This is a genomic window from Microcoleus sp. AS-A8, assembly GCA_039962225.1.
Classification (GTDB): Bacteria; Cyanobacteriota; Cyanobacteriia; order Cyanobacteriales; family Coleofasciculaceae; genus Allocoleopsis.
Genome location: JAMPKV010000006.1, coordinates 295,962 through 321,848, shown reverse-complemented (window position 1 = coordinate 321,848; position 25,887 = coordinate 295,962). Strand labels below are relative to the sequence as shown.

Here is a 25,887-nt window from a genome sequence, read left to right as displayed (position 1 = left end):
CGGTCTCGATAAAAACCCGGCAATAAAAGAGAAAACTCTAGCTCTTGCCATGAGATTATATTATTTGGTTGCACTCCCTGCCTGGATGGCTGAATCACAAAATCCACATATCCACAATTTAGATATAAGTGGGCTGCAACTAGCACAGCCAGGGAAACTCCAAACGACAAAGGGCAAAGCACTTGTCCTGTTGGCGTAAGCCAAGCTCCAAACTCTGATTACGCCTTTTCTGGGAGGGTGTTTTCTCGGAGACGCTGAGTAAGACCCATTAGGCTTTGCTCTAAAAGGCATCGGCGGATGAAGCTAGGAATGATACGGGAAGAGTCCCTGTCGTACTTCACTATCAGTCAAATTCGGGCTGAATAGTTTCTATCCAGCTCACTGCTTTTAATTTGGGAGAACAAGAAATGTCTATCATATTTCAAATATCACTTGCTGCTCTGGTTGCCCTGTCCTTTGTTATGGTTGTCGGTGTGCCCGTCGCCTACGCCTCTCCACAGAACTGGAATCAATCCAAACAGTTAATCTTTTTAGGTTCCGGCGTTTGGATCGCTCTTGTTCTTTTAGTGGGTGTCTTGAATTTTTTGGTGGTGTAAACAACGTACACGCCGCCAGCCAAATTCTCGCTCTTAATGATTTAACACAACAGCCATGGCAGTTTTCGAAGGAACTTTTACTTCATCTACACCCCTACGGTTTGCAATTATCATTGGTCGATTCAACGATTTAGTGACCGGCAAACTTCTAGCAGGGTGTGAAGATTGTCTGAAACGCCACGGTGTTGATACCAATCCCCACGGTACTCAAGTGGATTATATTTGGGTACCTGGTGCTTTTGAGGTGCCTCTGATGGCTCGTCAAGCCGCACTCACGGGACGCTATGATGCCGTGATTTGCCTAGGCGCAGTCATCCGGGGGCAAACCCCTCATTTCGATTATGTCGCTGCTGAAGTGGCCAAGGGGGTTGCTGCGGCTGGTGTGGAAACAGGTGTGCCAGTAATCTTTGGAGTTGTGACAGTCGATACCATGCAGCAAGCCTTAGAACGAGCGGGTATCAAGAGCAATAAAGGCTGGGATTATGCCCTGAATGCCTTGGAGATGGCCAGCTTAATGCAGCACTTCAAGGGAAACGGGATAGCTTCAGCCTATGCTACTTATGAAGAAAGTGCTGTTACCCCTCAGGTGCTACCGATTTCCTCTAATCGGACAATCACTTCAGAGGCAAGGATTGAACGCCAACCGTCGGCTGAGTAGCAATTGGGGCATGGAAGGGGACACGGGGGACACTCAGACACGGGGGACAAGCCAGTTTTTCTCCCGTGTCCACCTTGGGTGTCTTTCCGTTTTCCCAATCCCCAATCCAACATCCAAAATCTAAAATTCACGCATCAGTTGACAGATGGTGATTATTCTGGCAAGCTAGAAATTGTGGAAACGATGCGGGTATAGCTCAGTGGTAGAGCGTCACCTTGCCAAGGTGAATGTCGCGCGTTCGAATCGCGTTACCCGCTTTAAAAAAAGTACAAGTTAAAATAGCGAATCATATCAGTGCTTGTTACTGAGTTACTATGGCTTGTAAATTATACAAAACATTGACAACATTAAGTCTAAATGCTGATCTAGGGTAGTGCATGTTAAGGGAAGCGCTAGTATATTAAAAATGGGCATTTCCTCTGCATCGCTCAATCCGGGGTCTCGATCGCGTCTCAGGCAGTAGTCGCTGGTTACTCTCGCCTAAATGGGATTGACCAACACTACGGCTCGTGCAAGTTAGGATAATCTTTGCTTGAAGTGTTTGGGTAATGAAATAGCGCCTGTGCCATCTCAGAAATCTCAAAAGATTGACTTAAACAATGAGTACCCCTGCCCTTGTCGGCGTCGGGGTTCTTTAATACCGATCACGCTGACAGATGCCTTTGGCTGCAATCGCTGTCAGCAGATCTTTGTGGTTGAAGAAAGTGGGTATGTCATAGAACAACTTTCTACTAGCTACCCCTACAAAAAAGTGTGGCGTTGGACAGGGCATCGGTGGAGTACAGCGAATTCGAGTTTTGGGGAATATTACTTACCGATTGCAGTGGGGATGGTCTTCGTACTCCTGGTTGTCTGGCTTCCGATAGCGTTACGCGCTCCCAAAGCCGTCACCTTTGTATTGGTGTTGCTGGCGGTGCTGATAGCGGTACTGCCTTCTCTCTGGCTTTGGCTAGCTCATCGGCGTTAGCAGAAGGTGAAAATGGAGACTGATGGCTTTACGCCTAACCCCACTGATGCTGTACTCCGTGCCTATCGGGCTTCTTTAGTCTTAGCAACGACTACAGGAGTAGACCGCAGTCGCGGGATTCAAGCCATGGCGAAGGCGCTCTCTAACTCCTTTGATGATATTTTGGAAGCCAACACCCTCGACCTGGAAGCCAGCCGAGAGATGGCAGTGCCAGAGATCATTTGGGAGTGGCTCAAGCTGACGCCTGAGCGGCTTCAGACGACCATCCAGATTTTGCAAAGGATTGGGGAGCTATCCGATCCAATCCGGCGGGTGATGAACGCCTCCTACCAACTGGATCACTCTCAAACCTATTGCCACCTGATGCCACTGGGCGTCATTGCTCTAATTTATGAAGCGTTTCCAGAGTTAAGTGCGATCACCGCAGGCTTTTGTATCAAAACTGGCAACTGCCTGATTCTCAGAGGGGGAAGTGAAGCGAGTCAATCTAATTTAGTGATTTCGCAGGCTTTACAAACAGCATTAGATGAAGCCGGGTTGCCAGAAGGATGCCTACAACTGTTGCCCTCAGAACAAGGTGCTTCGATTCGGGATTTAGTTACCCAAGACCGCTATCTCAACTTAGTCATTCCCTATGGACGACCCACGCTGGTACAGCAAGTGCTGGAGCAATCCACAGCACCGGTTTTAAGGTCCGCCATGGGCAACTGTTACCTGTACTGGTCTGCCACAGGGACGCTAGATATGGTTCGTTGGGTCATTTTAGACAGTCAGGCGAGTGAACCTGATCCAGTGAATGCGATTGAAAAGATTTTGATTAATCGTCATCAAAAACCATCCTCCTTGGTCATGCTCTGGAATAGCCTCAAGGAAAAGGGTTTCAAACTCAAAGGCGATGACGAACTGGTGGCTGAATTTCCCGAACAGTTAACCTTGGCAGCCGAATCGGAATGGAATCAACCTTATCTCAATAACACTATTGCCTTTAAAGTCGTCGATAACATCGAGTCCGCGATTAGCTGGTTGAACCAGTACAGTAGTGGTCATGCTGACTGCATTGTCACAGAGTCTTATCAGGAAAGTCGCCAATTTGCCTTAGGTGTTGATAGCGCCTCGGTCTATATTAATTCCTCGCCTCGATTTTCCCGCAACCCAAAACGGGCAGATGCGGTTTTTCTGGGGATGTCCAACCAAAAGGGCTATCGTCGAGGAATGATTAGCTTGGAGGCGCTCACAACACTTAAGCAGGTGATTCAGGGTAATGGGAAATATTAGGAATGGGTAATTGTAATGGGTAAGCAAAGAGTAAAAACTGTTTTTGCCTTTTGCCTGACCGATGACCAAGCACCAATTACCCATTACAATTACCCGTTATTATTCTTTTCCTACCAGTTTGACCTTCTGGGCCAAACCTAACAATTGTAAAAACTGAATCGTCATCCAGGTGAGGTCAATTTCCCACCATTTCATACCGTGTCGAGCCGAATATTGATAGGCGTGATGATTGTTATGCCAGCCTTCACCATAGGTCAGTAAAGCCACCCACCAACAGTTTCTTGAGTGGTCATTCGCGTCATACGTTTGATAACCAAACGTATGAGTTGCACTGTTGACCAACCAAGTGCAGTGAAACACGATAACGATACGGGCAAAAATGCCCCAAACAACAAAAGGCCAGCCTCCTAGCCCGTAGAAAATCAAGCCCAGAACGATTTGAATGGGGACAAAATAATTTTGTAGAAACTGATAAACAGGGTCATCTGAAATGTCTTTTGTGTAGCGAGGAATATCTACATCCGCTGGGATATTATAGAGCATCCAACCCATGTGGCTCCACCAAAATCCCCGATTGGAATTATGAGGATCGGGTTGAGTATCAGAATGTAAATGATGGATGCGATGCAAACCAACCCACCGGATTGGTCCTCCCTGGCAAGCTAAAGTGCCGCAGAAAACGAAGAAGTATTCCAGCCACTTAGGAGTTTGAAAACTCCGATGAGTGACTAAGCGATGAAATCCTAGAGTAATTCCTAAACCACCAGTGACCCAGTGGAGCAAGATAGCTAAGCCAATAGCTTTCCAGCTAAAATTGCTAGGGAGCAAGGCAAAAAGAGCACCGATGTGTAACACCGCCATGAAAATGATGGTGACCCAATCGGGGCGTAAGGGGGAGGAAATCTCCACTTTTTCTGGATTTGAGGTAGCGCTCGTCATCTGTAAGTTTTATTTAAATTGTGTAGCCTAATCTGTTATCTTATTTGAGATTTTGAAGGATGGATTCTGGAGTTTTGATTTGTGAAAAATCCAACCTTCAAAAATCGCCAATCACAAATTGATTGATTAATGAACAGCGATAAGCAACTGCAAGAAGCAGAAAAGGCACTAGTTCCGATTTTTTACGGAATTGACGCCGCCGTCAAGCAAAATTTCAAAAAAGTGCTGGATTCCTTTCGCCGTCACCGTGTAGGAGTTCATCACTTTGCCGGGGTCAGCGGTTACGGGCATGATGATTTGGGCCGCGAAACGCTGGATCAGGTGTTTGCTGATGTGATGGGGGCTGAGGCAGCGGCGGTACGGGTGCAGTTGGTTTCAGGAACCCATGCGATCGCCTGTTGCCTGTTTGGTGTCCTGCGTCCTGGTGACGAGATGCTGGCGGTGGTAGGTGCGCCTTACGACACGTTAGAAGAGGTGATTGGTTTACGAGGTCAAAACCAAGGCTCTCTCAGGGAGTTTGGCATTGGTTACCGTGAGTTACCTCTCACCCCGGAGGGAACCGTAGATTGGCACAATTTAAGTCAAGGGGTGAGCGATAACACGCGCCTTGTCTTAATTCAGCGTTCTTGTGGCTATTCCTGGCGCTCCAGCCTTTCCATTGCCGACATTGAAAAAATCGTCCAGGTGGTGAAACAACAAAACCCCGACACGATTTGCTTTGTGGATAACTGTTATGGCGAGTTTATTGAAAACCGGGAACCCCCAGCCGTTGGGGCTGACCTAATAGCCGGTTCCCTGATTAAAAATCCGGGTGGCACTATTGTCACAGCGGGAGGCTACATCGCCGGAAGATCCGATTTAGTTGAGGCCGCCGCTTGTCGCTTGACGGCCCCTGGAATTGGCAGTGCGGGGGGCGCAACCTTCGAGCAAAATCGGCTGCTGTTTCAAGGGCTGTTCTTAGCCCCCCAAATGGTGGGAGAAGCCATGAAGGGGAATCACTTAACGGCTTATGTCTTCCACCAACTAGGCTACCCGGTGAATCCGCTGCCCATGGCACCCCGGCGGGATGTGATTCAAGCCATCCAACTAGGTTCACCAGAGAAGCTGATTGCCTTTTGTGGAGCGATTCAACAGCACTCACCCATCGGCTCTTATCTCAGCCCCGTGCCCGCAGAGATGCCCGGTTATGAGAGCCAGTTGGTCATGGCAGGAGGTACGTTTATTGATGGCAGCACTTCCGAATTTTCCGCCGATGGCCCCCTGCGAAAGCCCTATATTGCCTTTTGTCAAGGGGGAACCCATTGGACTCATGTGGCGATCGCGCTAGAAGCGGCTATAGAAGCCGTTGGATCGGCTTAAAGAAGTTGGCTGGAAGGGTCATCTGCACTCACTACCTCCTTAACACGCTTAAAATCTAGCTAAAGCGATGGGAAGGGGTATAGCTAGGTTGAGCGTCCTGGGTTCTGAAGCGAACAAGCCAGTCAGAATTAGCAGCCAAAAGATGCTCAATTCCCCAATGAACATAATTCTCGATATGCAAACGCAGCTCTAAGGAACGATATGGAAACTTGGTCTTGACCGGCCAGCCTTGCTGATTGGCAAAAACAGGATAAAGTCCCTGAATTCCACTCCTAACATAGTCCACTAATTTTTGGCGTAATTCAGGATTAGCAAAAGCTTGCTTGTAAGGTTCATCAGGATACAGCTCTAAGGCATTTGTAATTTCTTCATTGATGACCACGATTCCCAAGTTTTCACTCTCTTTGGGCATTGGTGATGACATGTTTCGCTCCTCAAATCGATGGGCTACCAACTAACGCTAATCCACGCGGAAAAATGAATAAACCCTCAGCGATCGCTTCTTGAACCAAAAGACCTGTGTACCTAAGTACAGACCAAGCCACTCTTCGCTGCCCTCTGTAGTTCCCTCTGCAACAGACAGGAGAGCGGGAAAGGTCAGAGCCTCTACGATGGGTTTACTCCGCTGAATGTACAGCGTGGAAGTGAAAAATTTGGGTAAGAACGCCCAAACCAACAAACGTTTTTTGTAAATAAGAATTAAGAACTCTGTTTGAGGCGATAGCCGAGACCATGAACCGTCTCAATTAAATCATTAGGCGCGCCTACGGTTTTGAGTTTATTGCGTAAACTCTTAACATGTGCTTTGACCGTATCTTCGGTTGGGGGACTCTCTAAAGACCAAATATGTTCGATCAAGAGACTGCGGCTGAGTACCCGCCGCCCACTCCGCAAGAAAAGCTCCAAGAGCGCATACTCTTTAGGCGTCAGACGCAAGGGTTTGTCATCGTAAGACACGTCATAGGTACTAGGGTCAAGCTTCAAACCCCCCCACTCCAACACAGGCGACGTTGAACTCATGCCTCGACGCAACAAAGCGCGAACACGGGCTAACAATTCGGGGAGATCGATAGGTTTAACCACATAGTCATCCGCTCCAGCATCCAAGCCGCTCACTTTGTCGTAGCTAGTATCGCGAGCCGTAATCATCAGAATTGGATTGCTGTAGCCTTTAGCCCGTAATCTCTGGCAAAGGCTGATCCCATCTAGTTTAGGAAGCATCACATCCAGCAACATCAAGTCATAGTCCATCGCTTGGGCTTGCATCCAACCGGCTTCCCCATCACTCGCAACATCCACGACATACCATTGATCCGTCAGGGCTTCTGCTAGGGCTTCAGCAAAGCCCGCATCATCTTCGACTAGCAGGATTCTCATAGCCAAACCCTATTGAGTTTGAAATAGTTAAATAGACAGGTAGGAGGGAGGTTGAAGAAACCATTACGCTTAAGTTCACTTCGGCAAGGGTGAAATGGCGGATTAATGAAAGACAAATCATAACATCTTTACCTTAAAGATACAAAGCTTAACAATTGTTCACTCAGTCGGCTCTCCAGAGACCTCTGCTATTTTCCGAGGAAAGAAACATCATTAAATTTTCTCCCCCACTCTTACCCATTCCTAATTTTGCCTCTCTGTTCAATAGCAAGTTAAATATCAAGTTATGACTTTAAAGATCAAGTTATGACGACTAAAATCCAATAATAATGAAAATGCTTATCACAAAAAGAACCCTTAGTATCGGGTTTGGGTTGGCACTGTGCCTGATCAGTGGAGTGACTATTTTTTCGTATGGGAGCCTAATGGGCAAACCCTGGAGCGGGAATGGGTTCAATCCCATGCTGATAGTCGCGATCGCTAACAGTTGCAGTCTGGTGGTACTCGCTTGGGCGTACTCTCGGCTGGGGCTTGGTTTCACTCATTTGCCGTTCTCTGAAGACGTGCTGCACCAAAGTACACAACCCAATCCTGAGGGGGAAAGCGTTGCAGAACCCTTAGATTCAGCCTTACAACCTGAGCGTCAGCACAGTGAGGAGTCCCCAAGCGCCGAGCGCTTCTTTAACCTGTCGCTGGATATGCTCCTGATTAGCAACACAGACGGTTATGTCACCCATATCAATCCAGCTTGGGAGAGAATCTTGGGCTTTACGCTTGAGGAATTAAAAGCCCAACCTTGGATCGCTTTTGTTCATCCCCAAGACGTGGAAGCCACCCAAGCTCAGATGGAGCAATTGGGCAGGGGTGTGTGTATTACTCGGTTTGAGAATCGCTATCGCCGCAAGGATGGTTCTTACAAATGGCTGTCTTGGACGGCTGTCCCGTTTCTGGAAGAAGGGTTGGTTTATGCAGTGGCTCGTGATGTCAGCGATTACAAGCAGGCAGAAGAGGCATTACGAAAAGTCAATCAGGAGCTAGAAATTGCGATCGCAGAGCGCCTAACTCAATTAATCCAAACCTCCCAGGACTTACTCACTGAAATTGCCGAGCGCAAGCAGATGGAAGAAGCGCTCAGAAGTAGTGAGCAGCGCTTCAGGGTGGCGCTGCAAAATTCGCCAACCTTTGTGTTCTCTCAAGACAGCGAGTTACGTTACACCTGGATCTACAATCCGAATCCAGAGAGCCAAATCCAGAGAGCCATCGGTCAATCAGACGCTGAAATTATGGCTCCTGAAGACGCCAAACGGCTGACAGCCATCAAGCAGCGAGTGCTGACAAACGGGATAGGAACGCGCGAAGAGGTATTTGTTACGGTCAAGGAAGAAATTCGCTATTACGACCTGACGGTAGAACCGTTACTTGGGTCAACCGGGGACGTTGTAGGCATCACCTGCGCGGCTACGGATATCACGAGCATTCGGATTAGGGAACAGCAGTTACGAGCGATCTTCGAGCAGTCACTGGACGCCATTATGATCACAGATGATCAGGGAAGCTATCTAGAAGCGAATCCCGCGGCCTGCCAGTTGTTAGGTCTGCCCTTGAGTGAGCTTTTGGGCAGGCGGATTGTAGAGTTTATGGAACCGGGGTTTGATTTTGCATCGGCGTGGCGCTCCTTCCGCAAACAGGGACAGTTAACGGGGACAATGCGCCTTTTACACTTGGACGGAACTGTGCGAAGCGTGGATTATGCAGCGAAAGCTGACTTTTTACCCGGACGGCATTTGTCCATTCTGCGCGACATAACAGAACGCAAGCAAGTCGAGATAGCTTTACTGGAAGAACGTAACTTTATTTCAGCCATTTTGGAAGCTGTCAATGCTTTAATTGTAGTTCTCGATGACCAGGGAAGATTCGTTCGTTTTAATCGCGCTTGTGAACAAATTACAGGCTACTCGTTGGAGGAAGTTAAGGGGAAATATATTTGGGATTTGTTTTTAATCCCAAAGGAGGTGGAAGCAGTCCAAGCGATGATTCAGGAACTCCAAGCAGGTCAATTTCCCAACGAGTCTGAACATTACTGGATCGCACGGGATGGCAGTCGCAACCTGATTTCTTGGTTTAATACGGTGATTCTCGATACCGATGGCTCGACTAAACATATCATCGGTATTGGCATTGATATCACGGATCGAAAACGAGCGGAAGATATGCGTCGGGCGTTAGAACGAGAGCAAGCGCTTAGTGAACTGCGACTCCGTTTCTTTTCCATGGCATCCCATGAGTTTCGTACTCCCTTGAGTACTATCTTACTAACGGCTCAAATTCTGGAATCGTCTGCTCAGGGATGGTCTCAGGAGAAACGAACCAGAAATCTCCAGCGGATTGTCTCGGCGGCTAAAGAAATGAGGCAAATGCTGGATGATATTTTAACCATTAATCGAGCCGAAACCGGAAGACTAGAGTTTGCTCCTACGCCCATTGAACTCAATGCTTTTTGTCAGCAAATGCTCCAAGAAATGCGGATTTATGCCACGGCTTTGCATACCTTAGTTTTTTCTAACCAAAGCGAAGCAGAATGGGCTTTGATGGATGAAAAGCTTTTGCGTTATATTTTATCAAATTTACTCTCAAATGCTATTAAATATTCGCCTCAAGGAGGTGAGATTAATTTAGAAATTCTGCGGAATCAAGAAGCTATTTTATTGCAAATCTATGACCGGGGAATTGGCATTCCCTTATCCGATCAACCTCATCTGTTTGAAGCCTTTCATCGGGGAGCGAATGTTGAGAGTATTCCCGGTTCAGGATTGGGGCTGACGGTCGCGAAAAAGTGTGTGGATTTACATGGCGGCAGAATCATGTTTACCAGTGAGGTAGGAGTAGGTACCACGTTTACAGTGATGATTCCGATCCAGATAGGGATGAAGGATGGAGACTGGGGACGGTCGTATTGAATTGGTTTCAAACCGCCGCTTAGTTGCGATCAAGCAAACTCTGGTCTAACCTCGGTATTAGGCTCTTTGACAACGAAGAGCATACCCTATCGGAGGTTTTGGTTCATGGTGTTTATGCCCTTCAATTTCCTCCTCATCTGGCTAGTAGGGCTGCTGTCCATCAGTATATTGGGTGGGGGCATTTACATCCTGTATGAGTGGTATATCGGTGAACTGGATGGTATGTCCTATTTGCTGGGTGGACTGGGGATGATTCTCTGGTCTTTCGGGGGTCGTTTTATCAGTTTGCCGCTGTTTCGACGTGCGGGACGGGATGAACCTAAGCGCACTCGTTCTGAGACGGTGCAGCGTTTGCGGCGTCCGGATGGTACCGTACTTCAGGTCGAGTTTTATGGCCCAGAGGATGGACAACCCATTATCTTGTCACATGGGTGGGGGCCAAACAGTACTGTATGGTATTACGCCAAGCGACAATTAAGCGATCGCTTTCGCGTGATTGTTTGGGATTTGCCGGGATTAGGAAAATCAAGTAAACCCAACAATAAGGATTACTCACTCGAAAAATATGCCCGCGATCTTGAAGCGATTGTTGATTTAGTGGGGAAGCCGGTTATCCTACTCGGACACAGTATGGGCGGTATGCTCACACTCACATTTTGTCGGCTGTTTCCAGAACAGTTGGGGAGTCGGGTGGCAGGTTTAATTCTCGCGGATACCACCTATACCAATCCCGTGAAAACGGCTATTTTGAGCAAGGTCTTACGCGCCGTGCAGAAGCCATTACTCGAACCCTTGTTGTACCTTACCATTGGCTTATCACCTGTCCTTTGGTTGATGACTTGGTTGAGCTATTTCAATGGTTCATTACATATCAGTGTAGAATTATCGGGATTTAAAGGGACTGAAACACGGGGTCAATTAGACTTCTCCGCTTTATTATCAGCTTTGGGTTCGCCTGGTGTTCTGGCACGCGGCACCCTAGCGATGTTTAAGTATGAGGAAACGGCAACACTTTCCACCATTCATATTCCGGTACTACTCATCGTTGGTGCTTCAGATATTGCGACTAAACCAGATGCCAGCCTTCGCATGAAAGCGGAATTACCTCAATCTGAATTTGTGTCTTTAAAGGGAAGTGGACATATGAGTTTAATGGAACACAATCAGGAATTTGCTGAAATAGTCAGCGCGTTCAGTACGGCCTGTTTTTGACACTTCCACTGATAATTCTGGGTAGGAATTATGGCAAGCACGGAATATTCATAATAATGGTCAGATTGCGGGCGAGGATAATTCAACTTCACCCCGATTGGAACAGTTATAGCAGTCGCCAAGGCGATTAGGACACATGTAAATACTGGAACCTTGACCCATCAATCTTTTCCCTTCTGCCTTCTGCCTTCTGCCTTCTGCCCTCTGCTATAACACGTTATTGCCATATCGAAATAAATCTCATGGAAGGACGAATACTGGGTGGACGTTATCAAATCATCAGTCAATTGGCACAGGGCGGGTATGGTATTACCTTCTTGGCTGAAGATCGGCAGCTACCCGGTAATCCTCGATGTATTGTTAAGCAACTCAAACCTGAAGCAACTGATCCGAATAATCTCAAGGTAGCGGCACAGCTATTCAACGCAGAAGCACAAGTCCTCTATCGGTTGGGGAATCATCCTCAGATTCCTCAACTTTTAGCTCACTTTGAGGAAAATCAAGAGTTTTATTTAGTTCAGGAATTTATCGAAGGTCATAATCTCAGCCAAGAATTCACTCCCAATAAGCCATTGAGTGAGTCTTATGTCATTGCTCTTTTGCGAGATATTCTGGATGTGTTGGAATTTGTGCATCAGCAGAATGTCATCCACCGCGACCTTAAGCCGGAAAATATTAGACGGCATAAAGATGGCAAAATTGTTCTGATTGATTTTGGCTTAGTCAAACAACTAAGTACCCAGCTAACAGATTCCCAAAAGAACGTAACGTTGACGGTTAATATGGGCACTCTTGGCTATATGCCGAGCGAACAAGCTCTAGGTAAGTCAAGGTTCAGTAGTGATATTTATGCCCTGGGGATGATTGCGATTCAAGCCCTTACAGGAATACATCCTCGTAAATTACCAGAAGATGAAAATGGTGAAATTGTTTGGCGTGACCAAGTACAGGTTAGCCGTGAGTTAGCCAATGTTTTAGACGAGATGGTGCGATATGATTTTCGCCAGCGTTACTCGTCAGCCACAGAAGCATTGCAAGCTTTAAAAGAGGCGGGATTAATTGCTTCTCTCCAAGCGCCACCTCCCCCGCCTGATACTCCTCAAACGTTGTTGGATAAAGCACATATTTTGTGTGAATTGAAACGGTATGAAGACGCAATTTCCTGTTATGAAGAAGCGATTTTAATTCAACCCAATTTTTATCAAGCTTGGTATGAACGCGGCAAGGTACTCTATCAATTGGAACGGTACGAGGATGCGATCGCTTCTTATGATAAGGTGATTCAACTCCAACCCGACGATGCCGAGGTTTGGTTTGAACGAACTCAGGCACTCTATCAGTTGCAATCGTACTCAGAGGCAATTAATTGTTTGGATAAAGCCCTGCAAATCAGGCCAGACTACGCTGAAGCTTGGGTGATGCGAGGGGTGGTACTGCGAAATTTGCAACGGGATGAAGATGCGATCGCTTGTTATGACAAAGCGATTGAATTCAAGCCCGACTATGCTGTTGCTTGGTATAACCGTGGCGTGCTGTTAGCTAGCTGGCAACGATACGAAGAGGCGTTTGCTGCTTTTGATCAGGTGATTCAACTCCAACCCAACAATGCTGTTGCTTGGTTCAATCGAGGTGCGGCGTTAGGGAACTTGCAACGGTATGAAGATGCGATCGCTTCTTATCATAAAGCGATTGAATTCAATTCCAAGTATGTGCAGGCTTGGTTTCAGCGAGGTATGGCGCTGGGTGAGTTGCAACGGTACGAAGAGGCAATCACGGCTTATGACAAGGTGATTCAACTCCAACCCGACGACGGGGAGGTCTGGTTTCAAAGAGGTTTTGCTCTATATAACTTGCAACGTTATGAAGATGCGATCGCTTCTTATGATAAGGCGATTGAATTCAATCCCCTAGACGCGGAAGCTTGGGGGAATCGAGGGGGAGTATTATTGATGTTGCAACGGTACGAAGATGCGATCGTTTCGTTCGATAAAGCGATTCAAATTCAACCGAATTTCCCCACGGCAATACACAACCGAGCACAGGCATTGAGTCAGTTGGGATAGTAGACTGTTTGCTGATGTGATGGTATATATGTCGCCATAAAGGTTAGGACAGATTTAACGGCTCAAACGACCACGTATCAGCCTTCTGCCTTCTGTCTTTTGCTATACGTGGTTTTGCTTAAAAAGGACAGACGAATTAACACAGATAGGTGTAGAAGAGAAAGCGAACACCCTCCATTATATTGATGTGTCTTTATCTCACCTGAAAATAGAAGTCATCGTTTCGTCTTCCCTTAGACGGTTTGCATAAGTGGCAAGCGTCGGGAGATATATTGCTACAGCTCGCGTCGCCAAAATCGACGGAAAGCAAGCTCTTGTCTACAGCGAAACACAGGGATTGACGGAAAATGAGCAGATATAAGGTTGTTCGAGAATTGGGACGCAACCCTGAAGGGGGGCGCATTACTTACCTCGCCACAGACACTAGTCTCGCTCCACCTGTTGAAGTAGTCATTAAAGAATTCCGTTTTGCCCTTGCAGGTACAAATTGGTCGGGTTTTAAAGCTTACGAACGGGAAATTGCAGTTCTGCGAGAACTGAATCACCCTCGCATCCCCCACTACTTGGATTCGTTTGAAACGAAATCAGGCTTTTGTTTGGTGCAGGAATATAAAAACGCTTTATCTCTGACGGTACGACGCAGCTTTACGCCTGAAGATATTAAGAAAATCGCTGAATCAGTATTAGAGATTTTAGTTTATTTGCAAAACCGTACTCCTCCAGTCATTCATCGGGACATTAAACCAGAGAATATTGTGGTTGACAAGCAATTGAATGCTTATCTAGTTGATTTTGGTTTTGCTCGAATTCGGAGTGGGGAACTGGCTCTCAGTAGCGTTGCCGCGGGTACTCCGGGTTTCATGCCGCCGGAGGAACAGTTTGGTCGTTCTCTTACCGAAGCATCCGATCTTTATAGTTTGGGGGCGACGCTGATTTGCTTACTTACGGGGACGCGATCGCAGGACGTGGGGAACTTAATTGATGATAACTATCGCTTTAATTTCAAGAAATTAGTACCCAAACTCAATCCCCGTTTTATCTTATGGTTGGAGAAGATGGTTACACCTAACGTCAAACACCGCTATGCCAATGCATGGGATGCCTTGCAAGCCTTGAAACCCATTCAGGTGGTTGGCGCTGCCTCTGGCTTAGAGAGTTTAGTCAGTGCTGTAAAGCCCAGGAAGAGTACGACTGGGATAGGGCTAGCTACCCTCACTATTTTTGCCCTTTTTATCATAAAGATGATGGATTTCCAGCGTGAAAATCCTGTAAAAGTTGAAAACTCGACGCCGCTAAAAAGTGAGAATTCCACGCCGCATCTCAGCCCAGTAGGAACTAGCCAATCATCCCTAGTAGGATACTGGAACTTTGACCAATGCAGTAGTGCGGGTAAACCGATGCTGGCTGATGAGTTAGGGAGTCAAATAGAGGGAACGATGCTCGAAGGTGTTACCTGTGAACAGGGACGTTTCGGGTACGCAGGATTCTTTGATGGTGTCGATGACCTGATTGAAATTCCAGATCAGCCCAACTTTCACTTCACTAACCAGATGACTGTTAGTGCTTGGGTCAAACCCTCACGAGTCTCCGGACTGCAAACCATCGTGAACAAGTGGTATGCGAAGGATTCGTATATGCTCTCCGTCGCCTACCATAACTTTGAATTTGTTGTAAGATTTTCTGATGAAAAGTTGGTCAAGGTTTTAGCCCCAGCAACCCCAGGTGTCTGGACACATGTTGCTGGTGTGTATAACGGTCAGAAGCTCTTGCTTTACATCAACGGTCAACTAGTGGCATCGACAGCAGCTAGTGGTATCCTTGAAGATTCCGATCGCCCCATATCCATTGGCAACCATCCTGCCTGGAATGCGTTTTATGGATTCATTGATGAAGTTCGGCTCTACAACGTTGCTCTAGACACCAAACAGGTATCGGAATTGTCATCAAGTCCTGTAACGCAGCCCAGTTCTATGACACAGCTCAGTTCTGTGACACAGTTACGGAAAACTGGACATTGTCCACGGTGCGATCTCCAGATGGTCAACCTGGAGGGAGCTGGCCTACTAGGTGCTAACCTGGGGTATGCCAATCTACAGGGGGCTAGACTCAAGGGTGCCCAACTGGGGTATGCCCAACTTTGGTATGCCAACCTACAGGATGCTATGGTGGGGGGTGCCCAACTGTGGAGCGCCAACCTAACAGGTGCTAACTTGGAGGATGCCCAGCTATGGGGTTCCAACTTGGGGAATGCCAACCTACGGAATGCCAAACTAGCGCGTGCCAATCTCAAAGGTGCCGTCTTGGACAGTGCTTTCTTGCAGGGTGCCAACCTGGCTGGTGCTAACTTGCAGGGTGCCAACCTCAAAGATGCCAACTTGGAGAATGCCAACCTTAAAGGTGCCAATCTCAAGGAAGCCATCATGCCTGATGGTACCAAACATAATTAGCATAGCGAGGAGCGATCGCCAAGAAGTTTAGTAAAGTTCAAGACAATCAAGTGAGCCATTGCTCATGAATTCCTGAATTGTCTCAGCTCCAGAACGAAGGATTGCCTCCACATTACTTGTTAGTGCATTGCCACAGCGTAACCAAAGCACTTTCGGCGGTGAACCATAAAGACGGCTTCGCTCTGCAAAATCCGCATCCTGCGTCACAATACAAAACCCTTGAATCTTGGCAAACTCCCAAATCTCACTATCATCTGCTTCAGTCAGACTATGACATTGAACATGACTAGAATCAGGGAAAATATCTGCAAGCCGAGTCACCAATTTCCGGCTTAAGTTCTGGTCAAACAGTAACTTCAAGTGTTCCCTACCACAGCAATTAGACGACGTTCTCGGTCAGCCGCAAATTCCAAACACGCTCTGATATCTTCCTCCGTCAACTCAGGGAAATCATCCAAGATTTCTGCATGAGACATTCCTGCCGCCAACCAGCCCAAAACATCATACACGGTAATCCGCATTCGTCGAATGCAAGGCTTTCCTCCGCGCTTACCCGGTTCAATTGTGATGATGTTGCGATAACTCATGACTAAGTTAGATTGGCTATCTGTTTGACTCAGTTTAATTGAGTAACTTGATTGTAACCATTAGCCTCTATCGTTAATTTTCACCATCCCCTTCTCAATCCTAATACCCATCGCTGGATTCACTCCGGTTTAGAGGGCACAGCGTTAAGATCGTTAAGCACTGTTTCGCTTGCCTCCCATGCCTGAGCCTATCGATCTATCTGATGCCCTACCCGGTGAGACATTGCCTGCAACCTCTGTGCACACCAATGGGCGGCATCATTCCACCAGCAACAACCTCAACGTGATTCGCATTCGGGGGGCGAGGCAGCATAACCTGAAGAATGTTGACTTGGAACTGCCGCGCGATCGCCTAATTGTCTTCACGGGCGTCTCCGGTTCCGGTAAGTCCTCCCTTGCCTTTGACACCATCTTTGCCGAAGGACAGCGTCGCTACATCGAGTCCCTCAGTGCCTATGCGCGGCAATTTTTGGGACAGTTGGATAAGCCGGATGTGGATGTGATTGAAGGCTTAAGTCCCGCCATCTCGATAGACCAAAAATCGACCTCCAATAACCCCCGCTCTACCGTTGGCACGGTTACCGAGATTTACGATTATTTGCGCTTGTTGTTCGGACGGGCAGGAGAACCCCATTGCCCGATTTGCGATCGCAATATTGCCCCCCAAACCATCGACCAAATGTGCGATCGCATCCTGGAACTCCCCGACCGCACTCGTTTCCAAATCCTCGCTCCTGTCGTCCGGGGCAAGAAAGGCACCCACAAGAAGCTGCTATCCAGTCTCGCCTCGGAAGGATTTGTGCGCGTGAGGGTCAATGGCGAGGTTCGAGAGCTCAGTGATTCGATTGAATTAGATAAAAATTATACCCACCACATTGAAGTCGTCGTTGACCGACTCATCAAGAAGCCAGACTTACAGGAACGTCTGACGGATTCCCTCTCCACCTGCTTAAAGCGTACTGGTGGAATTGCGGTGGTTGAGGTATTAAATGATACTTCGGTAGAGTCAGAAGATGCAGTAAACCATGGGAGTACCATAACAGAAAATCCTATAAATAGCGAGGATTCTTATCAGAAACCAGCCAAAGAATTAGTCTTTTCCGAGAACTTTGCTTGCCCGGAACACGGGGCAGTGATGGAGGAATTATCGCCCAGACTGTTTTCGTTTAACTCTCCCTATGGGGCTTGCCCTCACTGCCACGGATTAGGGAGTTTGCGTACCTTTTCACCCGACTTGGTCGTACCTGATCCAGAGGCACCAGTATATGCGGCGATCGCACCTTGGTCGGATAAAGATAATTCCTATTACCTCTCCCTGCTCTATAGTGTGGCGCAAGCTTATGGTTTTGAAATCCAAACTCGCTGGAACCAGCTAACGGATGAACAGAAACAAGTTCTTTTGTATGGTGCGGAAAAACCGATTTGGATCGAAGAACGCAAGGATTACCGACACTATGCTGGCGTAATCAAAATTCTGCAAAAACAGTACGATGAAACAGGTTCTGACTTGCAGAAACAGAAACTGGAACAATATTTAATTGACCAACCTTGTGAAGTTTGCCAAGGAAAACGCCTAAAACCAGAAGCCCTAGCAGTGAGGTTGGGACAATCACGCATTCTGGATTTAACCAGCGTTTCAATTCAAGAAAGTCGAGAACGAATCGATCACTTGCAATTGAGCGATCGCCAAGCCCAAATCGGCGACCTGGCACTGCGAGAAATTAAAGCGCGTTTGCAATTTCTCCTCGATGTCGGCTTAGATTACCTCACCCTTGACCGTGCTGCCATGACGCTTTCTGGTGGAGAAGCGCAGCGAATTCGTCTTGCCACACAAATTGGTGCAGGTCTAACAGGCGTACTTTATGTATTAGATGAACCGAGTATTGGATTGCATCAACGCGATAATGGGCGCTTGCTCCAAACCCTAACTAAATTGCGAGATTTAGGAAATACTTTAATTGTGGTGGAACACGATGAAGATACAATTCGTGCGGCTGACTACTTGGTTGATATTGGCCCTGGTGCGGGGATACATGGGGGGCAAATTGTCGCGCAGGGGAATTTGGAGACATTGTTAGGGGCGGAGGATTCCCTAATTGGTGCTTATTTATCCGGGCGCAGGGTGATTGAAACACCAGCAGAGAGGAGAAAGGGAAATGGGCGATCGCTGGTGATTAAAGATGCCCATCGCAACAACCTGCAACACATTGATGTGGAAATTCCCTTGGGTAAGCTGGTTTGCATTACGGGTGTTTCGGGTTCGGGGAAATCGACGTTGGTGAATGAACTACTTTATCCGGCGTTGCAGCATCACTTAACTCGAAAAGTGCCATTTCCTAAAGAATTAGACGAGATTAAGGGACTGAGTGCAATTGATAAAGCGATCGTAATTGACCAATCTCCCATCGGTCGCACTCCCCGCTCTAACCCGGCGACGTATACCGGTATTTTTGATGCAATTCGGGAAATATTTACACAAACCATTGAAGCGAAAGCCAGGGGTTACAAAGCAGGGCAATTTTCGTTTAATGTCAAAGGCGGACGCTGCGAAGCTTGTGGCGGGCAGGGAGTAAATGTGATTGAGATGAATTTTCTGCCAGATGTTTATGTACAGTGTGAAGTTTGTAAGGGGGCGCGATACAACCGGGAAACCTTGCAGGTGAAATATAAGGGACATTCGATCGCGGATGTTTTGAATATGACCGTAGAAGAAGCGCTGGAGGTATTTAAAAACATCCCCAGAGCCTCTACAAGATTGCAAACCTTATTAGATGTTGGATTGGGTTACATTCATTTAGGACAACCCGCACCAACTTTATCGGGGGGTGAGGCGCAACGGGTGAAGTTAGCTTCGGAACTTGCTCGTCGTGCTACAGGGAAGACGCTTTATTTAATTGATGAACCGACGACGGGTTTATCGTTTTACGATGTCCATCATTTATTGAATGTTTTGCAGCGGTTGGTGGATAAGGGGAATTCAATTTTGGTGATTGAACACAATTTAGATGTGATTCGCTGTGCGGATTGGGTGATTGATTTAGGGCCTGAAGGGGGTGATAAGGGAGGAGAAGTCATTGTGGTGGGAACGCCGGAGGATGTGGCTCAGAATCAGAGGTCGTATACAGGGCAGTATTTACAGGGGGTGTTAAAGCAACATCCACCAAAAGTTGTTGAGTAGGAACCATCAAGCTTCGCCATTTGCCAAACGCTGGAGAGGTGACGTAAATGTTTCTTTTCCTACCCAGTGAGAGCTGTTCAATGCCGTTTCTGTTGCTTGACCTAAGAGCATATCCTCTAACTCTTCAAGCCGCTTTAGTAATCGCTGGTAGGCATCACCCGACATGATGACATGGCTAGGTTGCGATCGCTGAGTCACTACAACAGGTTCAATAGCCGCCTTTTCAAAAACCTCGCTGTTGCGATTGCCTTCGGCACCAGCGAAGCTGATCGCGGGTATCTGTGAGGGTATAACGTTGCATAGGTTGGCTTAACTTTGACGATCGTCTGTGTTCTGTCTAAATTGTAGATGACGGCTGAATGAGAAAAGTGCGATCGCGCCATCTATCAATATGAACAACAAGACTCAATCACGGGTAGAACACTTCGCTACCCTGAAGTCCAAGTACCAAGCTACCCAATATAAAGACTCATGTCCTTCTAGTGTGCTATATCTCATCCTGCGGAAAGCTGATTTGGGAATTGAGATAACTGAGATAGAGCGGAATTGGCTGAAAAGTAATGAACTTTTTGAAACTATTGAATCTATCGAAGATGACCAGCAGTTTAAAGCAAAAGAACTTGTAGACTTAGGTATTAAATTCTCAAATTTAAAGTCTCAGTACAAAGCAAAAAACTACCATATCTCCTGGAAATTAAGTCCCCTTTACTTTATACTCTGTCGGCTGGATTCAGAAAATCAGATAACTGATTCAGAAATGAACTGGCTGAAATCTTATGGGCTTAATGATACAATCGCGCTCGCTCAACAGATGGAAGACTTTGCCAGATTGAAAGCAAAGTACCAAGCTAGTAAACATCAAGATCCATCACCTGTTAGTCGGCTGTATAGAATTTTAAAAGAACTGGATGTAAAAGAACGGTTACGTGATTCAGATGTTACCTGGCTGAACGAAAACGAACTTTTTGAAACTCTAGAATTTTTTCAGAAGCAAGAGGCAGCAAGAGAAGCTGAGTTTGCCCAGCTAAAGGATAAGTATCAAGCAACTAAACAACCAGATTCATCTGTATCTAGTCCTCTATATCCGATTCTCCAAAAACTTGATGCAGATAAGCAGTTGAGTGAGTCAGAACTGGACTGGTTGAAACAGCATGAACTGGCTGAGACACTTGACATTATTCGGGAGCTGGAACAAAAGCGACATTTTGCTGAACTGAAGGCAAAGTACAAAGCTACCCAATACGAAGATTCATCCCCCTCTAGTCACCTCTATAAAGTTCTCAAAAAACTTGAATCAGATAATCACCTAGGTGAGCAGGATATTAATTTTCTGAAAAAGCGTAAATTAACTGATACGATTACCATTGCTCAAGACAAATACGCAGCGACGCTAAAGTCTAAGATTGAATCGGGAGGGCAGCTTGAGGAGTCAGAGATAGAGTGGCTAAAAGAGACTAGACGTGAGACTATCATTGCGATCGCTCAACAAAAGCATTTTACCTGGTTAAAAGTCAAGTATCGAATTCTAGATCCTAGGAATCAATTGCCTCTTGACCCGTTTTATACAATAATGCAACAACTGGAAAGAGAAGAAAGGTTAGATCCAGTATTGGTTGTTCAGCTAATAGAAGAGGATCTTCTCTCTCCTGAGGGTAGGATTGCTCTTGCTTTCCATCGGCTAGAAGCAAAATTCTACGAGCAGGAGTACCAGCGCACTGGGAATCAATGGAACTTGCCGAACGCTAGCAGTCATTGGCGCAAGGCAGGTAAACCCAAGCAATCCTTAAAACTGACAGAAAATCTAAACTTTGACAAAATCAAAGAAAATAAACTCAAATCCGCCTTGCTGACAACTAGAGGTGGTGCATTTCGAGATATTGAGGAATTAGATAAAGCTGAAAAATGTGCGCTAAAAGCTATTGAGTACCAGCCAAATAGCCATCACCCTTACACCTTAATGGGAGCAATTTGTTATGAACGGGGTAAATATACAAAGGGTGATTATTGGTTTGGAGAGGCAATTAAACGTGGAGCTTCTCCCAGCGACCAGGATGCTGAAATTAAGCGAGTGGTCAAAAATGCCAAGGATGAGAACAAGCGCAGTGAAGTTGTAGAGTACCTATTGAAAAAAGATCCACAGCGATATTCTTGGGCAAAAACCTATCAGAAGAAACCGCAAAATAAAGGTAAGTGACTCAAAATACGGATAGTACTCATATCACGTCGGAGATTGTACTCATGCCAATGATGAGAGTTAAAGACTTGGAGCAACTGCAAGCCACCCTCAACCAAGCGGGTTATGATTACCAGCTAGAACTAGAAGAGGGAAAAATTCTTGTAGTGGGACCATCAGATATTGATTCCAGTGAAATAGGTGTCCTATTTAGTCGGTTACTTGCTAACTGGGTTTATCCCCGTCGTTTAGGACGAGTATTTGACTCCGCAGGTGGTTTTATCCTACCCAACACTGACCTAAAAGCACCAGACGTTTCTTTTGTCCGTGCTTCTCGTCTCCGGCAACGCTTGCGCTACTTTGCCGAAATGGTTCCAGATTTAGTCGTAGAAATTAAATCTCAAAGTGACAGAATCAAACCTCTAGAAGAAAAAATTCAGATGTTTTTGTCACTGGGAGCCGTAGTAGGAATTCTCATTGACCCGGATAAAGAAACGTTAACCGTTTATCGCCCCACGGGTGAATCAACAATGCTGGGGAATGGAGAAATATTAACCATACCAGAACTATTTCCAGGTTGGGAACTACCGATCGCTGAAGTGTGGCCTCCAGTCTTTGATGAAGAAGAATAATTCACCAGAAAAGTGGATTACCAGCCAAGCTAAAATCAAGGCAATCTACCTACTACTTGCCCTATGACAGACCCTCTGCGCCGCTTACAATATTTACCTTGGCGATCGCTACTTCAGGTTTCTGGTCTTACCTTCATTCTTGTTACCCTTGTCGAATTCTTCCTATCCTTAGGAACCCTACACTCTCCCCTCATCCGCAACACCCTATCTCTTCTGTTTGCACCCCCATTGGGTATTGTCATCTTCATGGCGGCGGCAGTGGGTGTAGGCGCTCTCGCGGTTTACTTACTGGAACGCTTTTATGCCCAAGTCTTCATGAATAGCGCCAGTTTGTGGGCATTAGTTCCTTGTCTACTGCTATTTCTGTTGGTAAAATCGCTCCTACCCATACCAGGACTCGTGAATTTAACCTATCCTCAGTTGTTAGGTATTATTGTTGGGGTTTTTTGGAAAGGTCGTCCCTACTGGCGATAACTCAAACAACGAAGAGGGAGTAAAATTTATTCCCCGTCCGTGAATTCGTATGACTGAAAAACCCTTAAAATCCAGGGTCATCGCTGAAATTAAAGAATGCTTGGTTCTTGCCATTCCCCTCGCTGGAGCACAACTCTCTCAAGCGGCAACGACCTTTGTCGATACCATCATGATGGGGATTTTGGGCAGCCAAATTATTGCAGCCGGGGCACTGGGAGCCGTCACCTTTCATTTGCTGATTACAGTGGGTTCTGCCATTATCTCCGCCGTCAGCCCACTCGTCGCAGAAGCTTATGGAGCGGGACGAGTCGAACAGGTGGGTGGAGTCGTGCGACAAGGGTTGTGGTTATCCGTTATCTTGGCAATTCCAGTCACACTGATGATTTGGCATAGTGGCTCATTGTTGCGCTTACTGGGACAAGAACCCGAAAATGTCATCTTAGCAGAAGCCTACCTGAGAGCGATCGCATGGGGTTATCTTCCCGCATTAGGCTTTGCGGTGTTGAGAAGTTTTGTCTCGGCACTCTCACGCCCCCGCCCTGTAATTGTCACCATGATTGGCGGCACGCTATTGAATATTGTCGCTAACTATGTCCTATCGCTGGGTAAATTTGGGTTTCCTGCACTAGGATTAGCCGGACTCGGTTGGGCGAGTGCTCTATCGCTTTGGGCGATGTTTGCAGCCTTAGCCATCTATATCCTCTATCAACCTCAGCTTCGAGTCTACGGCGCGTTCTCTGATTTGCATCAGTTTGAAGCTAGAGTTTTTGGGGAACTGCTGCAAGTGGGTATGCCCATTGGTGTGTTAGCCGGAGTCGAGGGTGGCTTCTTCACCTGCGTCACCTTTTTAATGGGACTATTGGGAACTGCCACATTAGCTGCTCACCAGATTGCCTTGCAAACAGCGGTTGTGACCTTTATGATTCCCCTGGGGATTTCAATCGCAACCACCATCCGAGTGGGACAGTGCATGGGACAAGGCAATCCCAACGGCGCACAACTGGCGGGATTTGTGGGGATTGGCATTTCGGCTTTGTGTATGACTCTGGCAGGTATCCTGTTCTGGGCGCTTCCCGGAAAAATTGTATCCCTTTACCTCGATACTGCCAATCCAGCGAATGCAGCGGTTGTGAATTTGGCAAAGACTCTGTTGGGAGTGGCGGCAATGTTCCAAATCGTGGATGGGATTCAGGTGGCGGCGGCGGGTGCATTGCGAGGACTGAAGGACACGCGAGTTCCCCTACTAATCGGTACCCTAGCGTATTGGGGAATTGGCTTACCCTGTGGCTACATTTTAGGGATGGTATGGGGATTTGGCGGTGTTGGGTTGTGGTGGGGATTTGCCATTGGTTTGGCGGTGGCGGCTGGGATTTTGACGTGGCGATTTAGTGTCGCGCGGGCATGGCAATAGGTGTGCTGCAACTTCATCAGTCCGATAGCATCGATTCAGCCTGCTTACGCACCGATGAATTTGCATGTTTCCTGAATGATTCCAGGATGATTGGGTTGTGTCTATACCTCGATTGCCGTGGAAGAGTCATAGGTAGAATTATCAATGAGGAGTGAGGAAAAATGATAATATCTGCCTAGCAAAAGCATGATTAGAAGGTGAGCAGTTAAACAGTGATTCACTGGAAATTGGCAGTAGTAATGGCTGAGCGCAACATCAGCAATAAGGAACTCGCTCTCTTAATTGGTATGAATCCTAAGTCTGTGTCTCGGCTCAAGGTTCGTCGTCGCCTGACTAGGATTGACGAATCTACACTGAATTCGCTTTGCAAGGCTCTCAATTGTCAGCCAGGAGATTTGATGGTTTACGAAGAGGAGGAAACTGGCTCTTAACCCATTTCCTGGAACTTTCAAACAGTCGTATATCTGAGTGACTTCTGAATCTTTTAGGTGTAGGTTAATTGTCCCCTTTAATTCAGTGGCGGCTAGTGTTGCCTACCCAAAAAACAGACTTATTTATCCCTATTCAATAATCAGCCGCTATCAATAAATATTAGGGTTGATAATGGGTAATGGAAATCCAATAAAGCCTTGCAAACCTATGTATTGAATGCATCCTTGAGCAATGTTTCTGATTGAGATTCCGCTGCGGCAGACTTTGGACTCAGGCAAGCACAGGGATGAACACCAACTCTACGGCAAGCTGGATTCAAGGAAAGCCCCCTAGGAATTGAATCGCGAATTAAACCTTAAATTAAAAAAACTACATATAATTAAGTAAAAATACATATTCAACCGTTCCAGGTTGGGAATTAGCCATGAAAAATGTACCGTACAGTTTTGTACTTCGGCGATTGGCTACTATTCTGGCTGTCGCCATTCTCTGTTTGAGCCTGCTTGCAGCTATCACAGGAATTCTTCTATCTTTCTATTACGAACCTACAGCAGGTGGAGCTTATAATTCCCTGAAAGTGATCAAGTTTGAGATTCCCAATGGTTGGCTGATTCAGCGTATTCATCAGATAGCTGGAAATGGCTTAATTGGGGTTTCTTTGATAGAAATTGTCGTGATGTTTCTGGGTGAGAAATTCCGCCCTAGCTGGCTAACGGCTTGGATCAGCGGAATTTTGCTAACTTTAACCGCGATCGCCTTAAGCTGGACAGCCATGCTGCTCGATTGGACACAGGTGGGATATTGGCGTTTCCAAATCGAGTTAGGCACATTAGAAGCCATCCCGGTGATCGGTTCCCTAGTGCGAACCATCCTCACTGGCGGTGGAGCGGTGAATACCGTAACCGTCGCGCACCTGTACACGTTGCATAGTTATGTTCTATCCATTGGGGCGCTGATTCTAGCGATTATTCATTTGGGGGGTTTACTGGTACAGGAGAAAGAGGAAAAGCAGGTACTTGGGGAAGCGCAGGCCAATCTCTCGTTATCTGAATAACGGCTGAAAGTATACGCAGTACTCCTCCTAAAGCAATCGCTCTTCCTACCAGCCTCATGGAAGGGTGGTTGCTTTACAATTTCTTTGTCAAAGGTC

22 protein-coding genes and 1 tRNA gene are annotated in these 25,887 nt (G+C 46.8%); 17 read left to right on the top strand and 6 right to left on the bottom strand.

All coding sequences use genetic code 11. From position 1 onward, the window contains the following. Window positions 1-407 precede the first annotated feature (407 nt). The 5 genes from psbZ (at window position 408) to NDI48_12175 (ending at window position 3,496) form a co-directional block, all read left to right on the top strand. Window positions 408-596, top strand: a complete 189-nt coding sequence (psbZ, locus tag NDI48_12195; GenBank protein ID MEP0831966.1) for a photosystem II reaction center protein PsbZ — start codon at window positions 408-410, stop codon at window positions 594-596. Between the two features lie 55 nt (window positions 597-651). Beyond that, a complete protein-coding gene (ribH, locus tag NDI48_12190) occupies window positions 652-1,254 on the top strand; it encodes a 6,7-dimethyl-8-ribityllumazine synthase (GenBank protein MEP0831965.1) in 603 nt (200 codons plus the stop codon). 185 nt (window positions 1,255-1,439) lie between these two features. Further along, window positions 1,440-1,511: transfer RNA gene (locus tag NDI48_12185), tRNA-Gly, on the top strand. Window positions 1,512-1,816: 305 nt separating this feature from the next. Beyond that, window positions 1,817-2,221, top strand: coding sequence for a hypothetical protein (locus NDI48_12180; GenBank protein ID MEP0831964.1), 405 nt, complete (start codon window positions 1,817-1,819; stop codon window positions 2,219-2,221). Window positions 2,222-2,233: 12 nt separating this feature from the next. Then, window positions 2,234-3,496: a glutamate-5-semialdehyde dehydrogenase gene (locus NDI48_12175; GenBank protein MEP0831963.1), complete on the top strand. Its 1,263-nt coding sequence runs from the start codon at window positions 2,234-2,236 to the stop codon at window positions 3,494-3,496. 99 nt (window positions 3,497-3,595) lie between these two features. On the opposite strand, the gene NDI48_12170 is transcribed toward NDI48_12175, so the two are convergent. Next, window positions 3,596-4,435, bottom strand: coding sequence for an acyl-CoA desaturase (locus tag NDI48_12170; protein ID MEP0831962.1), 840 nt, complete (start codon window positions 4,433-4,435; stop codon window positions 3,596-3,598). A 129-nt stretch (window positions 4,436-4,564) separates the two neighbouring features. Here NDI48_12170 and NDI48_12165 point away from each other — a divergent pair, with 129 nt between their 5' ends. Then, window positions 4,565-5,794, top strand: a complete 1,230-nt coding sequence (locus NDI48_12165) for a methionine gamma-lyase family protein (GenBank protein ID MEP0831961.1) — start codon at window positions 4,565-4,567, stop codon at window positions 5,792-5,794. A 55-nt stretch (window positions 5,795-5,849) separates the two neighbouring features. Here NDI48_12165 and NDI48_12160 read toward each other — a convergent pair whose 3' ends face one another. Both NDI48_12160 and NDI48_12155 read right to left on the bottom strand, forming a co-directional pair. Further along, window positions 5,850-6,218 (bottom strand): hypothetical protein, encoded by a 369-nt coding sequence (locus tag NDI48_12160; GenBank protein ID MEP0831960.1) that lies wholly within the window; start codon window positions 6,216-6,218, stop codon window positions 5,850-5,852. 275 nt (window positions 6,219-6,493) lie between these two features. Next, window positions 6,494-7,171, bottom strand: coding sequence for a response regulator transcription factor (locus NDI48_12155; protein MEP0831959.1), 678 nt, complete (start codon window positions 7,169-7,171; stop codon window positions 6,494-6,496). A 425-nt stretch (window positions 7,172-7,596) separates the two neighbouring features. Here NDI48_12155 and NDI48_12150 point away from each other — a divergent pair, with 425 nt between their 5' ends. From NDI48_12150 to NDI48_12135, 4 genes are all read left to right on the top strand, one after another. Further along, window positions 7,597-10,128 carry a PAS domain S-box protein gene (locus NDI48_12150; GenBank protein MEP0831958.1) on the top strand — a complete coding sequence of 844 codons (2,532 nt, stop codon included), beginning with the start codon at window positions 7,597-7,599 and terminating at the stop codon, window positions 10,126-10,128. 105 nt (window positions 10,129-10,233) lie between these two features. Continuing rightward, window positions 10,234-11,340: an alpha/beta hydrolase gene (locus NDI48_12145; protein MEP0831957.1), complete on the top strand. Its 1,107-nt coding sequence runs from the start codon at window positions 10,234-10,236 to the stop codon at window positions 11,338-11,340. A gap of 242 nt (window positions 11,341-11,582) precedes the next feature. Next, window positions 11,583-13,403, top strand: coding sequence for a tetratricopeptide repeat protein (locus NDI48_12140; GenBank protein ID MEP0831956.1), 1,821 nt, complete (start codon window positions 11,583-11,585; stop codon window positions 13,401-13,403). Between the two features lie 347 nt (window positions 13,404-13,750). Further along, entirely contained in the window at window positions 13,751-15,850 is a 2,100-nt protein-coding gene (locus NDI48_12135; GenBank protein MEP0831955.1) for a pentapeptide repeat-containing protein, read from the top strand. Window positions 15,851-15,877: 27 nt separating this feature from the next. Here NDI48_12135 and NDI48_12130 read toward each other — a convergent pair whose 3' ends face one another. Together NDI48_12130 and NDI48_12125 are read right to left on the bottom strand one after the other, a co-directional pair. Continuing rightward, on the bottom strand, window positions 15,878-16,171 hold the full coding sequence (locus NDI48_12130; protein ID MEP0831954.1) for a DUF5615 family PIN-like protein: 294 nt from the start codon (window positions 16,169-16,171) through the stop codon (window positions 15,878-15,880). A 35-nt stretch (window positions 16,172-16,206) separates the two neighbouring features. Further along, window positions 16,207-16,437, bottom strand: coding sequence for a DUF433 domain-containing protein (locus tag NDI48_12125; GenBank protein ID MEP0831953.1), 231 nt, complete (start codon window positions 16,435-16,437; stop codon window positions 16,207-16,209). Between the two features lie 178 nt (window positions 16,438-16,615). Here NDI48_12125 and uvrA point away from each other — a divergent pair, with 178 nt between their 5' ends. After that, a complete protein-coding gene (gene uvrA / locus NDI48_12120) occupies window positions 16,616-19,615 on the top strand; it encodes an excinuclease ABC subunit UvrA (GenBank protein ID MEP0831952.1) in 3,000 nt (999 codons plus the stop codon). A gap of 6 nt (window positions 19,616-19,621) precedes the next feature. Here the strand turns inward: uvrA and NDI48_12115 are convergent, their stop codons facing one another. Next, window positions 19,622-19,813 carry a hypothetical protein gene (locus tag NDI48_12115; protein MEP0831951.1) on the bottom strand — a complete coding sequence of 64 codons (192 nt, stop codon included), beginning with the start codon at window positions 19,811-19,813 and terminating at the stop codon, window positions 19,622-19,624. 316 nt (window positions 19,814-20,129) lie between these two features. On the opposite strand from NDI48_12115, the gene NDI48_12110 reads away from it, so the two are divergent. The 6 genes from NDI48_12110 (at window position 20,130) to NDI48_12085 (ending at window position 25,791) form a co-directional block, all read left to right on the top strand. Then, window positions 20,130-21,809, top strand: a complete 1,680-nt coding sequence (locus NDI48_12110) for a hypothetical protein (GenBank protein MEP0831950.1) — start codon at window positions 20,130-20,132, stop codon at window positions 21,807-21,809. A gap of 44 nt (window positions 21,810-21,853) precedes the next feature. Further along, entirely contained in the window at window positions 21,854-22,420 is a 567-nt protein-coding gene (locus tag NDI48_12105; protein ID MEP0831949.1) for a Uma2 family endonuclease, read from the top strand. Window positions 22,421-22,483: 63 nt separating this feature from the next. Next, entirely contained in the window at window positions 22,484-22,894 is a 411-nt protein-coding gene (locus tag NDI48_12100) for a peptide chain release factor 1 (protein MEP0831948.1), read from the top strand. Window positions 22,895-22,943: 49 nt separating this feature from the next. Continuing rightward, the gene (locus NDI48_12095) at window positions 22,944-24,305 is read left to right on the top strand and encodes an MATE family efflux transporter (protein MEP0831947.1); all 1,362 of its coding nucleotides are present in this window, start codon (window positions 22,944-22,946) and stop codon (window positions 24,303-24,305) included. Between the two features lie 212 nt (window positions 24,306-24,517). After that, entirely contained in the window at window positions 24,518-24,736 is a 219-nt protein-coding gene (locus NDI48_12090) for a helix-turn-helix transcriptional regulator (GenBank protein ID MEP0831946.1), read from the top strand. A gap of 425 nt (window positions 24,737-25,161) precedes the next feature. Continuing rightward, window positions 25,162-25,791, top strand: coding sequence for a cytochrome b N-terminal domain-containing protein (locus NDI48_12085; GenBank protein ID MEP0831945.1), 630 nt, complete (start codon window positions 25,162-25,164; stop codon window positions 25,789-25,791). The last annotated feature ends 96 nt before the right edge of the window (window positions 25,792-25,887 follow it).